This window comes from Sorangium sp. So ce124 (assembly GCF_051525235.1).
GTDB classification, from domain to species: Bacteria; Myxococcota_A; Polyangia; order Polyangiales; family Polyangiaceae; genus Sorangium; species Sorangium atrum.
Genome location: NZ_CP150312.1, coordinates 1,020,586 through 1,032,613 on the forward strand (window position 1 = coordinate 1,020,586; position 12,028 = coordinate 1,032,613).

Below are 12,028 nucleotides of genomic sequence, written 5' to 3' on the forward strand. Positions count from 1 at the left end.
GCGCCCACCTCGCTCCGCCAGTGTGCATCGTACCAGAGGCCGGCGTCCCACGGGCTCGCGCGACCCCGGACGGAACATCGCGCCGGCGACCGCCCAGGAAAGATGGGGCCGCTCGCCGACCTCGCCAGGCTTCGCCGCGTCAGGGGGCGACCACAACATCATGTGTTCCGGTGCCACTGAGCCCCAACCGGAGGGGGCCGCTCGGTCGATTGCTCTCCTGGTGAGAATCCAGGAGCCTAGATCTCAATGCTCTTCGTGCTCCATCGTCCCGAGTTTGCCTGTGGCGGGCGCGCGACATTCACGGGAATGCCCCGTGGCGAACAGGTGTGCTGACCGTGTTTGCGCTTTGGATCACGCTCCGGGCGCACCGCAGCAGGGCGCTCTCCACGCCCGGTGACACCAAGTCTTGACGGTCCTGTGGCTGGCGTGGAGACGTGCTCATGTCAGTTTTCCCGCCGATGCATCACACGGTGGCTATCTCAGACATCCATCTATGTGAGCTCGAGCCGACCGACGGCCTCTGGATGCGCTATCGGCAGGCGCCGTACTCCCCGGACGGGGAGATCGCGGCGATGCTCGACGCGCTCCGGGGAGAGGTCCGGAAGGGGGCGGGCGGCTCCGGGGGGCCCGGCGCGGAGCGCGACGAGCTCACGCTGGTCCTGAACGGAGACATCTTCGACCTAGATGCGCCTCGGGTGATCGGAAACGAGAGCGTTGTCCACGACCTGCCGCGCACCGCCGAGCACGCCGTGCCGGCGATGGAGGCCATCCTCCGCGATCACCCGGTGTTCGTCGCGGCCGTCGGACGGATCGTCGCGGACGGGCACACAGCGGTCTTCGTGGCGGGCAACCACGACATCCAGCTCACGCTGCCCGAGGTGCGCGAGGCGGTGCAGCGGAGCATCGTGGACGCGGCCATGCACGAGCTCGCCGCTCGGGACGGTGGCCCTCCGGCGGGCTCGGCCGAGGAGCTCCGCGCGGCGCTCGCGGCGCGGGTGGCCTTCCGCGCCTGGTTCCACCGCACGCACGACGGCGTCATCGTCGAGCACGGCAATCAGTACGACTCCTACTGCTGTTATCGCTACCCGATGGCGCCGTTCGGCCGGAAGCCGGGGGAGATCCAGCCGACGATGGGCTCGCTCGTGAGCCGCCTGCTCGTGTCGCGCATGGGGTACTTCAACCCGCACGTCGACTCGTCGTTCATGCTCTCCGGCTTCGGCTATCTCTCTCACTGGACGCGGTACTACCTGTTCTCTGGCCGCTCCCTCGTGTTTGCCTTCGGCGTGGGCGCGCTGCGCACGATGATCGAGCTCGTGCGCCGGCGCGACCCGAGCCGCCGGGCGCTCCGGCGCGCGGACCTCGCCGCGGCCGCCCGCGAGACGGGCGCGCCTTTCCCGGCGGTGGTCAAGCACGCGCGGCTGTTCGCGCGGCCGGCCGAGGACTGCCTCGGCCGCGTGGCCCGCGAGCTCTGGCTGGATCGCCTCGGGCTCGCGGCGATCGGGATCCTCGCGGCGCTCGCGTGCCTGTGCTGGATGCCGGGGGGGCTCGCGGCGGCGGCGTTGCTCGCGCCGACGCTCCTCGTCGCGTACGAGTGCGCCGTGCCGAAGCCCACGCTCGATGCTGTCTGGCAGGGCGTGAACCAGGCGGCGCGGTCCGTGGCCAGGGCGCACGGCGCCAAGGCCGTGATCTTCGGGCACACCCACAACCCGGAGGGGAGCTGGGAAGCCGGGGTGTTCTTCGGGAACACCGGCTCCTGGTCCGCGGCGTTCGAGGACATCGCGTGCACGAAGCCCGTCTTCGAGGCGCGCCCCCTCGTCTGGCTGCGGTCCGAGGAGAACGCGGGTCCCAATGCGCCCCTCTCGGGCGGCCTCGTGATGTGGAAGGACGAGCGGTTCCAGCCCTGGAGAGCCGACGCGAGGCCGTCCGTGCCGAGGAAGGCCGAGATGGCCAAGCGTCCGCGCCCCGCGCTGCGTCCGCGCCCCGCGCTCCGGCCCCAGGCGACGGCCGCGCTGCGCGGCTAGGCTGCCGGCGCTCATCACCCTGGTCTACCCGGCGCGCCGGGGCGCCCTCACCCTCGGCAGGACCTCGGATGGGCAGCGCGCTCCGCGCCGCCGTCTTCAGACCCGAGAGCCTCGCGCCTGCCACCCTCGCGGCGCCTCAGCCAAGCACCGCCCGGTAGAAGTCGCGCGGATCCATCTGCTCGGGGAAGACCGAACAGCCGCCGTCGTTGATCTCGATCACCGTAGCTCCACCGCGCTCGAGCCGGGCGACGTCCGCCGTGAAGAAGGGGGAGCCGATGACCTGGCCGAGATGGGCGAATTGCCCCGGATGCTCGAGCGTCGAGTCCACGTCGTAATACGGCGCGTGCGCCACGAGCCGCCCCTCCCAGAACACGAGGCGATGCTCGTCGGTCACGCGGCGCTGGCCGGGCGCCCAGCCGGGCAACGTCGCGAGGTCGAGGTACTTTCTCACGACGAACCCCCGCTCGAAGCGGTCCCCGCGGAGCTCGAGGATCTTCTCGCACACCTCGGCGAAATCGTCGTACGTGGCGCCCTCGGGCACGAAACACGCACGATGCCAGAGCTCCTTGACCGATTTCACATGGTCCTTGACCACCCACGGCGGCGGCCCGAGCTCCAGGGCCGCCTCCCACGCTTCCCGGATGTCTTCGCCCTCGGTCCACCGCGTGGGCGCCGTCTCGTCGCCGAGCAGCGGGACGTAATTGGGCATGTACATCGCCTCGGCGAAGCTCTCCGGATCGACGACGAGCTCCTCGCCGCGGTCCTGCATGGCCTCGTACAGGCCTGTATATTCTTCTTCGCTCAACATCCACCCCCGGTAGAGCCACGTCCGGTACCGGGGCCTAGGCAGCCGGCGCAAAGCGCGCTCCGGCTCGCCGTTCACGACGGGATCGAGCGGGATCGCGTACGACTCGATGCCTAGCTCCTCGGCGGCCAGCACGTCGATCTCGAAGCGATCCTCGGCGAGCTGAGGGACATGGGGTCTTCCGAAGAGGATGGTGACGTCGCTCATGGAGTCCTCCTGGGTGCCGCCGCGCCCGGGTCCGGGTCGGCGCGGCGGGGCGGACAAGGTGGATCCACGTTCGCGAAGAACCAGTCTTGCGAAGAGCGATCGCTTGCGAGAGGATAGGCTCAACGGGGGCGAAAATCGGGTCTCACAGCGCCTGTCGGGTTGAGCCCAGCGCGCCCGGACGATAGAGTCCGCGCGGACCTCGGCCCCGGGGAGCTCCCCGGCGCGATCCGCGGAATGGACGACGCATGAGCCTCAGCGAGCGCGAGCGGATGGCGCTGACGCAGCCCGCAGGCAGCGCGCCCGCCTCGACCGAGTCGGGCAGCGCGCCGCCGGCCGGCGCCGCGTCGGACGTCACGTTCAGGCTGCGCGAGACCCCGGGCTCCACGGCGCCCGAGCTGCCGCCCATCTCCGTCACGGCCCCCGAGCGCCTGTCCGCGGAGGAGCGCTACGAGGATCTCGGCTGCATCGGGCGCGGGGGCATGGGCGAGGTGCGCCGCGTGCGCGATCGCATCCTGGGGCGCGTCCTCGCGATGAAGATCCAGTCGTCCGAGACGCGCGACGCGACGCCCGATCGCGCCCGCTTCCTCGCCGAGGCGCGCCTGACCGCGGCGCTCCAGCACCCGGGGATCGTGCCGGTGCACGAGTGCGGCGAGCTCGCCGACGGGCGGCTGTGGTTCACGATGAAGGAGGTCCGCGGGCGCACGTTCGGCGAGGTGATCGCCGACGCGTACGCGGCCGGCGGCGGGAGCCTCTCGCCCGTCGCGCTGCGGCGGGCCGTCGACACGTTCCTCCGCGTCTGCGAGGCCGTGGCGTACGCGCACAGCCGCGGCGTGATGCACCGCGACCTCAAGCCCGCCAACGTGATGATCGGCGAGTTCGGCGAGGTCCTGGTGATGGACTGGGGCCTCGCGCGGCCCGCCGCGCCGCTGCGCGGGTCGCCCGGCGCCGCGGGCGCGGCGGACGTGATCGAGGCGGCCCCCCTCACGCAGCCCGGCGAGGTGCTGGGCACGCTGCTCTACATGGCCCCGGAGCAGGCGCGAGGTGAGGGCGATCGCCTCGGCGCGGCGAGCGACGTCTACGCGCTCGGCGTCGTGCTCTACGAGATCCTCGCCGGGCGCCACCCTTACGGCGGCCAGCCCGCGGCGGTCTGGGGCGCGCTCCTCACCGGCGCGCTCAGGCCGGTCGAGGCGAGCGCCCCCCACGAGGTGCCCGCAGAGCTCGCGGCCCTCTGCGCCCGCGCGATGGCGCTCGCCCCGGAGGCTCGCACCCCGGACGCGGGCGCGCTCGCCGCCGAGCTCCGGAGCTGGCTCGACGGCGCGCGGCGGCGCGAGCGCGCGCTCGCGATCGTGGACCATGCCCGCGCGATCCGGCCGGAGATCGAGGCGACCCGGGCGCGCGCTCGCGCGCTGCGCGACGAGGCGCGGGCGATCCTCGACGGCCTGAGCTCGTTCGATCCGGCCGAGCAGAAGGCGCGCGGGTGGCGGCTCGAGGACGAGGCGGAGCGCCTGGAGCGGGAGGCGTCGCTCGGCCAGGTCGAGTGGATGCAGATCCTCCGCTCGGCGCTGAACGAGGCGCCGGACCTCCGCGAGGCGCACGAGGCGCTGGCCGACCACTACGCCGAGGAGCTCCTCGAGGCCGAGGAGGCGCGGGATCCGCGGGGCGCGGCGCGCGCCGAGGCGCTCCTCCGGCAGCACGACCGCGGGCGCCATGCGGTGCTGCTCGCCGGCGACGGGGCGCTCACGCTGGCGACCGTGCCCGAGGGGGCGCAGGTCGTCCTCCACCGCTACGTCGAGCGCGACCGCAGGCTCGTGCCCGAGCTCGCGCGCGATCTCGGCCCCGCGCCCCTGCTCGAGGTGGCGCTCCCGCGCGGCAGCTACCTCCTCAAGGTGCGCGCGCCGGGGTACCACGAGGCGTGGTATCCCGTGCTCATCGAGCGCGGGCGGCGCTGGGACGGCGTCCGGCCAGGCGGGGAGGGGGCCCACCCGGTCCGCCTCCTTCGCCTCGGCGAGCTCGGCGAGGACGACCTCTACGTGCCCGCCGGCTGGTTCCTCGCCGGCGGCGATCCGGACGCGGGGGACAGCCTCCCGCGGACGCGGCTCTGGTGCGACGGCTTCATCGTCCGGAGGCACCCGGTCACCAACGCCGAGTACCTCACCTTCCTCAACGCGCTCGTCGCGAGCGGGCGGGAAGCCGAGGCCCTCGAGTGCTGCCCGCGCCTCCCGCTCGGCCGCGCCGCCTCGGGATCGAGCCCGGACTCGCTCCGGTTCGAGCGGGGAGACGACGGCCGCTTCCGGCTCGGGTGCATCCAGACCGACGTCCAGGAGGAGCCGAGGATGCCCGTCGCGTTCGTCCACTGGCGGGCGGCGATGCGTTATGCGGCGTGGTACGCCGCCGGGACCGGCGCGCCGTGGCGCCTCCTGAACGAGCTCGAATGGGAGAAGGCGGCGCGGGGCGTCGACGGCCGGTGCATGCCCTGGGGTGATTTCCTGGAGCCGACCTGGGGTTGCATGCTGGGCAGCCACGAGGGCGTCGCCGGCCGGCGGCCCGTCGACGACTTCCCGCAGGACGAGAGCCCTTATGGCCTTCGCGGCGCGGCGGGCAACGTGCGCGACTGGTGCATCAACGCGTGGAAGCGCGAGGGGGCGCGGACCGAAGCGGGGATCGTGCTGCTCGATCCGGCCGACGACGGCGACGCGGATTTCCGCGCGGCGCGGGGCGGCGCGTGGTCGACGTCGCCGAACCTCTGCCGCGCGGCGGGGCGCTTCGCGGGCAAGCCCGGGGATCGCTTCGGGGGGATCGGGTTCCGGCTGGCGCGCCCGGCGCCGGGGTGAGCGGCTCACAGCGCCGCGCCGCCGTGCGCTGGAGGCCTGCCCGGGCGCGCCTTGAGCGGCGCCACCGGTCGAGGCGTCAAGCGCGCGGGCCGCTCACGCGGGCCTCATCACGCCATGGTAGTAGTACCAGGCGCTCTGAGGGTCGATGTCGCGCGGATCGATCGACGGCGTATCCCCCACGAACAGCTGCGCGAAGCTCACCTTGCTCGGGGTGTTCTGGAAGACGAGGCCGCTCTGGGGCCGCTCCATCTTGTACCAGATCGCGTTGCGCAGCTCGCCGGCGCTGCCGAGCTCCACGAGGAGGCCGATCCGGCGCCCGATCGGCCCGTCTGGATCGACGGCCCAGTAGAGCGCGCTGGCCGGAGAGGTCGGCTGGTAGATGCCCTGAGTCCACTGCTGCCCCGACGCCTCCTGGCTCGTCGAGAGGACGCTGCCCCCGACGAGCCAGTCCCGGAACTCCTTGGGGTAGTCCGGCGTTCCCGGGCGGTTCGTGAACCCGGACGAGACCAGGGTGATCGCCCTCGACTTGAAGGGGGCGAGCCTCGACCAGTACTCCGTCTTCGCGACGTACCCGCCGGGGGGTGTCAAGCCCGTCACGGCCACTTGGACGAGCGAGGTCCCGGTGCTCGTCTCGAAGAAGCGGAGCTTCGAGTCGATGGGGATCTGCGTCCGGCGCGGCTCATCCGTCCCCTTCGGCAGGAGGTCTCCCCTCGTGATCCCCAGGTCGCCCGTGCTTGATCCAATGCTCATGGCTTGATGAACTCCTCGTCTCGTGTGTGGAACAGGGAATGGTAGCCGGCTCGTCCGGCGCGAGCGCGACATCCGGAGGGGCGGACCTCGCCGGGCGTGCGCTCGCGCCGGGGGTTCACAGGAGACCCACGGTGATGGGCTGGAAGAAGACCTGGACGCCGGTCCTGGTCCCCGCCTCGTTGCCCTTCGTGTCGCCGACATAGTCGAGCAGCGAGACAAGGTTGCCGGTCGAGAACGAGAAGAGGTCGTGGCTGTGGTTCGTGTCGAGGTACTCGTGCTCGAAGTACGTCGGGCTGAGGATGCCGGTGATCTCCCGGGGCGCGGTGTAGAGGTGGAACCAGCCGGTCCCCTCGGCGCGCGTCCAGTCGCTCTTCGTCTCGATGGCGTCGATATGGACGGACGCCCAGACCTCATTGCCATTGAAGACGTGGAGCTCCACTTCCAGAGAGGTGCGCGGCCCGTGCCCGCCGAAGTCGGCATCGCCGCCGACGCGCGGCGGGATGTAGAACGGCGTCTCTGCCTGAAACGTCACCGCCGAGGAGAGGGCGAGCGCGGCGCCGTCCACTTCTCCCTCCGCAGCGTCGATGTCCACGTCCTCCTGGACGAGATCCTCTGCGGCCGACTCTCCAGCGGGCGTCACGGCGCAGCCAGCGAGCAACGAGAAGGACAACGAAGCAAACAATGCACGCATCATGATAGAGCTCCCTTCGAGGTGTGCCTGCGCGCTCTCCTGCCGAGATAGCGGCGCAGCGCGCGGCGCTTTGCCTTTCAGCAGGCGTCGTGCCACCGCGAGGAAACGAGGAATCAGGCCGGATCCGTGGCGCTGTCGCGTCCCGGCGCGGCAGGTCGAGTCACCCTCGCTCGAGTTGAGCAAGACCTGCGCGAGCGGCGCTTGTGCGAGCGCCGCGCGGCCCATCCTCGACAGCCTTCCCGGGCGTGGACCTCACCTCCTCTTCCGAAGGTGCGCTGTTGCTGGAATTCTGGCCGGGTGCTGTTGCTGTAAATATTCATTCATGCTCGATACCTGGGATCGGCGCTCGGAGGGTGCACTCTGCATTGAAGGGGAGAGGCAAGGTGTGATATGTGTTGCCCATGAAGGTTGGGGGAATTCATCTCATCACAGTTGCCGCGCTTCTCGCCTGTGGGTGCGCCTCCTCTTCGCCGCCCTCGCCCTCGACGCCGCAGAGCGTGGGGGGTGCTGCCCCGGGGGTGGCCGTCGCTCAGCCGGCGGCCCCGGCCGACGACGCCGCTGCGGCGGGTCCTGCCGGTCCCCGGAGCCGCCGCTATCCGGTAGAAGAGCTGCGCAGGGTGGCCCGCGTCGCGTCCGCGCGTTGCAAGAAGGCGAATGCGCCCTCGGACTCGGGGTGTCTCCTCACCGAGGCCACACCATTCCTCAAATACAGGCCCGAGGATCCGGATTGCCGTTACGTGTCGGGGACCGCGCTGTCCGTCGCCGAGTGCTCCGATTTCGAGGAGGGCTGCCAGAGCGTGGACGCGAAGGATCTCGACCACCAGATCGCGGCCCTGCAGACCGCCGGCAAGGACTGCAATCGCGAGCCGACCGACTCCGAGCGGGCAGAGCTGCTGAAGCTCCTCGGCGCGAAGTGAGGCCCTGCGTCCCCGGCGCGCGTCAGCGCGTGGCCTTGCCCTTGCGTGGCCGCGGGATGCCGTAGGCGCTCAGCCGGGCCACGAAGGTGCGGCGGGGCATGCCGAGGAGCGCCGCGGCCTGCGTCTGGTTCCCCGCGCACTGCTCCAGCGCGTCGACGATCCGCCGCCGCTCGATGGCGTCGAGCTCGCCCCGCAGGCCGCCCGCGCCCTCGGCCGGAGGGACTGTGCCGGCCGGCGCGGCGGCCTCGGGCGCCGTCGCGGGGCGCGGCTCGGCCGGCGCCGGCGCGGGGCGCGCCTCGACGGGCGGCAGCGCGGCGGCGGCGTCGAGCAGGAGGTGCTCCGGGAGCAGCGTGTCCCCGCCGGAGAGCACGACCGCGCGCTCGATGACGTTGCGCAGCTCGCGGATGTTGCCGGGCCAGCCGTGCGCCTCCAGCGCGGCGAGCGTCTCGCGGGCGAACGCCGGCGCCGGGCGCCCGAGCGCGCTCGCGGTCCGATCCGCGAGCGAACGAGCGAGCGGCGCGATCTCGGAGATGCGCGCCCGGAGCGGCGGGATCGTCAGCGCGATGCCGTTCAGCCGGAAGAACAGATCCTCCCGGAAAGCGCCCCGCTTCACCTCGGCGGCCAGGTCGCGGTTCGTGGCCGAGATGAAGCGCACGTCGATGGGCCGCGGGCTCAGCCCCCCGACGCGCATCACCTTCCGCTCCTCGAGCACGCGCAGGAGCTTCACCTGGATGCCGGGCGGCAGCTCGCCCACCTCGTCGAGCAGCACCGTGCCCTTCTCGGCTGTCTCCAGGAGGCCCGGCTTCGTCTGGACCGCGCTCGTGAACGCGCCCCGCTCGTGGCCGAACAGCTCGCTCTCGAGGAGCGACTCCGAGAGCGCCGCGCAGTTGAGCCGCACGAAGGGCCCCTGCGCGCGCGGCGAGCGCCGGTGGATGTGCTCGGCCAGCACCTCCTTGCCGGCGCCCGTCTCGCCGAGCAAGAGCACCGTGATCGGCGCGCCGGCCACGCGCTCGGCCAGCGCGTAGAGCCGCTCCATGGCCGGGTCGAGCACGATGGGGTGGCCCTGCCCCCCCTGGCCCGGCGCCGCGCTCGGGGCGCCCTCGCGCGGCAGGATCACGATCAGCGTCGAGCCGAGGTTCACCGCGTCCCCGACCGAGAGCTCCATCGTCTTGCCCTGCTCGGGCTGGAGCTCGACGAGCTTGGTCGTCGGCCCGGCGCTGCGCTCGCGGCGGAGGCGGGTCCCGTTCGCGCTCCCGAGGTCCTCGATCGCGATGGGCGGGCCGAGGTGGATGATCGCGTGCCGGCGCGAGACGGAGCTGTCGTCGATCGGGACGTCGTTCTCCGTCGACCGGCCGAGCGACACCCGGCCCTCGGCCGGCAGCGGGTGCCGCGTCACGCGGCCCCCGGCGAACACCGCGAGCTCCAGGGCGCCCTGCACATCGTTCCGGGTGGGCTTCGCGGTGGCCACGGTTCTCTCCCTGTTCACTGCGCCTGGTTCTACCTCGCCGCGCCGCCCCCGTCTGCCCACGTCTCGAGCCACGCGCGCGCCGGCTGGCGCGCCGTCGTGGTCTCCGCGCACGGCGGGCGGGAGCGCGCACGGCGGGACGGCGAGCGCCGGAGGAACCTCGCTGCGTTGCGGGCGATGGAGCGGGTATGGTACTTGTCGCTCCATGAGGCCTGGGGGGTCCTTGCTCGTCCTCGCCTCCGCGTGCGCGCTCCTCGCGAGCGCGTGCTCCGGAGCGCCGCAGCCAGCCGCGGGCCCGCGGGCCGTCGGCGCCGCGAGCGCCGAGCCCGCTCGCCCCCGGATCCCCATGTATCCGGCGGCCGAGCTGGACCGGATGGCGCGCCTCGCCGCCGCGCGCTGCAAGAAGGCGAACACACCCTCGGACGAGGCGTGTCTCCTCACGAATGCCTCCACCTTCCTGAGGTATCCGCCCGGGGATCCCGATTGCCGCTATGTCGCGGGGACGGCGCTCTCGGTCGCCGAGTGCTCCGAGTTCGAGGAAGGGTGCCTGAGCGTGGATCCTCAGGATCTCGTCCGCCAGCTCGATGTCCTGCAGAGCGCCGGGAAGGACTGCCAGCGCGAGCCGACCGACGCCGAGCGCGCCGAGGTGCTGCGGCGCGCTGGCGCGGCCAACGCGAAGTGACGCGCCGGCCCCGAGGCGGGGGACAAGCCTGAGGCGGCCTCGATGCAGCGTGGGAATGTCCTCGTCCTGCCGCCGACGCTGCCATCATCGATCGTCGCCACGCCGGCCGGCGCCGACGCGCCGACGCTGAAGAGCGCCGGCGTGGGCCCGCCACCTTCACCCGTGGCCGCCTCGATGGTCACCGAGAACTGGATCGACGTCCCTGCGTCCGAGACGGTGATATTCAGCTTACCATTGCTGTAAGTGGCCTCGATCGAACCGCCAAGGCGCCATAAGACGCCAGGATATTTGGTCGTATGGCGTCTTATGGCGACCTGGCGACTCATTCCTCGCTTGAACAACGTGATTGGGGTTCTAGGAAGTTTCCGCGCCGCCCGCCCCGCCGTCGACCGTGGTGTCGAGCGCGATCGCCTCGGTGCGGTCGACGTCGGCCGCGACGCGGGCGAGCTTCGCGCGGATGCCGCTCACCGCGTCGGCGCCGAGCGGCAGGCGGAGCGGCAGCGGGTCGAGCCCGAGCGCATCGACGATCGCGCGCGCCGCCTTCGCCGGATCGCCCGGCTGCGATCCGTCGGACCCGGCCGCGTACGCGCGCGTCGCGCCGACGGTGGGCGCGTAGGCGTCGAGCGCCGGCATGGACCGGAAGGCGCCCCCGAAGAGGCGCGTGCGGAACGCGCCCGGCTCGACGATGAGGACGCGGACGCCGAGCGGCGCGAGCTCGGCGGCCATGCACTCCGAGAGCCCCTCGAGCGCGTGCTTCGCGGCGCAGTAGGCGCTGAAGCCGGGCCCCGTCGTGAGGCCGCCCATGCTCGTGATCTGGACGATCGCGCCGCTCCTGCGGCCGCGCATGTGCGGCAGCACCTCGCGGGTGAGCGCCACGGCGCCGAAGAACATCGCCTCCATCGCGGCGCGGAGCTCCTCCTCGCTCGTCTCCTCGACCGCGCCGACAAGGCTGTAGCCCGCGTTGTTCACGAGCACGTCGATCCGGCCGAAGCGCGCGAGCGCCGCCGCGACGCCGCGGCGGATGTCATCGGGCTTCGTGACGTCCAGCTTCACGACCTCGACGCGCCCCGGCGCCTCCGCCGCGAGGCCCGCGAGCGCGTCGACGCCGCGCGCCGCCGCCACGACCGAGTCGCCACGCCGGAGCGCCTCCTCGGCGATCTCGCGGCCGAAGCCGGAGGACGCGCCGGTGATGAACCAGACCTTGGAGCCGTCGTTTGCAGTGCTCATGGGTCTCTCTCCTCTGCCTTCGACGGGGAGCCTACGTCGCGGCGCTGCGCCGAAAAACGGGGTGAATCTGCATGGGGTGTTAAGCTGCGCTTCATGATCCAGGACGAGCGTTCGTCGCGGCCTACCCGGCGATCCGCGTCGACGTGGCGATCGAGGACAGGCTCGCGGACATCGTCGCGCAAGGGTTCGACGCGGGCATCCGCCTCGGCGAGACGCTCGACAGCGAGATGATCGCGGTCCGCGTCAGCGAGGAACAGCGCGTCGCCGTCGTGGGGTCGCCCGCGTATCTCTCCGCGCGCGGGAAGCCGAAGCACCCGCGCGACCTGCACGCGCACGCGTGCATCAACTACCGGCAGATCACGAGCCGGAACGTCTACAGGTGGGAGTTCACCGAGGACGGGAAGGACTTCGATATCGCGGTGAGCGGGCCTC

Annotated in this window: 10 protein-coding genes and 1 pseudogene; 6 read left to right on the top strand and 5 right to left on the bottom strand. The window is 72.2% G+C overall.

All coding sequences use genetic code 11. The features are described from left to right. Window positions 1-470: 470 nt before the first annotated feature. The gene (locus WMF19_RS03755; protein ID WP_437897825.1) at window positions 471-2,021 is read left to right on the top strand and encodes a hypothetical protein; all 1,551 of its coding nucleotides are present in this window, start codon (window positions 471-473) and stop codon (window positions 2,019-2,021) included. Between the two features lie 136 nt (window positions 2,022-2,157). On the opposite strand, the gene WMF19_RS03760 is transcribed toward WMF19_RS03755, so the two are convergent. Beyond that, the gene (locus WMF19_RS03760) at window positions 2,158-3,033 is read right to left on the bottom strand and encodes an ATP-grasp domain-containing protein (RefSeq protein ID WP_437897826.1); all 876 of its coding nucleotides are present in this window, start codon (window positions 3,031-3,033) and stop codon (window positions 2,158-2,160) included. Between the two features lie 245 nt (window positions 3,034-3,278). Between WMF19_RS03760 and WMF19_RS03765 the strand changes: the two genes are divergently transcribed. After that, window positions 3,279-5,864 carry an SUMF1/EgtB/PvdO family nonheme iron enzyme gene (locus WMF19_RS03765; RefSeq protein ID WP_437897827.1) on the top strand — a complete coding sequence of 862 codons (2,586 nt, stop codon included), beginning with the start codon at window positions 3,279-3,281 and terminating at the stop codon, window positions 5,862-5,864. 93 nt (window positions 5,865-5,957) lie between these two features. Here the strand turns inward: WMF19_RS03765 and WMF19_RS03770 are convergent, their stop codons facing one another. After that, a complete protein-coding gene (locus WMF19_RS03770) occupies window positions 5,958-6,614 on the bottom strand; it encodes a hypothetical protein (RefSeq protein WP_437897828.1) in 657 nt (218 codons plus the stop codon). 115 nt (window positions 6,615-6,729) lie between these two features. Next, window positions 6,730-7,308 carry a hypothetical protein gene (locus WMF19_RS03775; RefSeq protein ID WP_272097794.1) on the bottom strand — a complete coding sequence of 193 codons (579 nt, stop codon included), beginning with the start codon at window positions 7,306-7,308 and terminating at the stop codon, window positions 6,730-6,732. 614 nt (window positions 7,309-7,922) lie between these two features. On the opposite strand from WMF19_RS03775, the gene WMF19_RS03780 reads away from it, so the two are divergent. Then, the gene (locus tag WMF19_RS03780) at window positions 7,923-8,222 is read left to right on the top strand and encodes a hypothetical protein (RefSeq protein ID WP_437897829.1); all 300 of its coding nucleotides are present in this window, start codon (window positions 7,923-7,925) and stop codon (window positions 8,220-8,222) included. A 22-nt stretch (window positions 8,223-8,244) separates the two neighbouring features. Here the strand turns inward: WMF19_RS03780 and WMF19_RS03785 are convergent, their stop codons facing one another. Next, on the bottom strand, window positions 8,245-9,690 hold the full coding sequence (locus WMF19_RS03785; protein WP_437897830.1) for a sigma 54-interacting transcriptional regulator: 1,446 nt from the start codon (window positions 9,688-9,690) through the stop codon (window positions 8,245-8,247). Window positions 9,691-9,892: 202 nt separating this feature from the next. On the opposite strand from WMF19_RS03785, the gene WMF19_RS03790 reads away from it, so the two are divergent. Both WMF19_RS03790 and WMF19_RS03795 read left to right on the top strand, forming a co-directional pair. Beyond that, window positions 9,893-10,369: a hypothetical protein gene (locus WMF19_RS03790; RefSeq protein ID WP_437327509.1), complete on the top strand. Its 477-nt coding sequence runs from the start codon at window positions 9,893-9,895 to the stop codon at window positions 10,367-10,369. Window positions 10,370-10,411: 42 nt separating this feature from the next. Further along, window positions 10,412-10,612 (top strand): hypothetical protein, encoded by a 201-nt coding sequence (locus tag WMF19_RS03795; protein WP_437897831.1) that lies wholly within the window; start codon window positions 10,412-10,414, stop codon window positions 10,610-10,612. A gap of 111 nt (window positions 10,613-10,723) precedes the next feature. Here the strand turns inward: WMF19_RS03795 and WMF19_RS03800 are convergent, their stop codons facing one another. Continuing rightward, window positions 10,724-11,596: an oxidoreductase gene (locus tag WMF19_RS03800; RefSeq protein WP_437897832.1), complete on the bottom strand. Its 873-nt coding sequence runs from the start codon at window positions 11,594-11,596 to the stop codon at window positions 10,724-10,726. Between the two features lie 143 nt (window positions 11,597-11,739). Here WMF19_RS03800 and WMF19_RS03805 point away from each other — a divergent pair. Next, a pseudogene (locus WMF19_RS03805) lies at window positions 11,740-12,006 on the top strand (LysR substrate-binding domain-containing protein); the annotation flags it as partial. Window positions 12,007-12,028 lie beyond the last annotated feature (22 nt).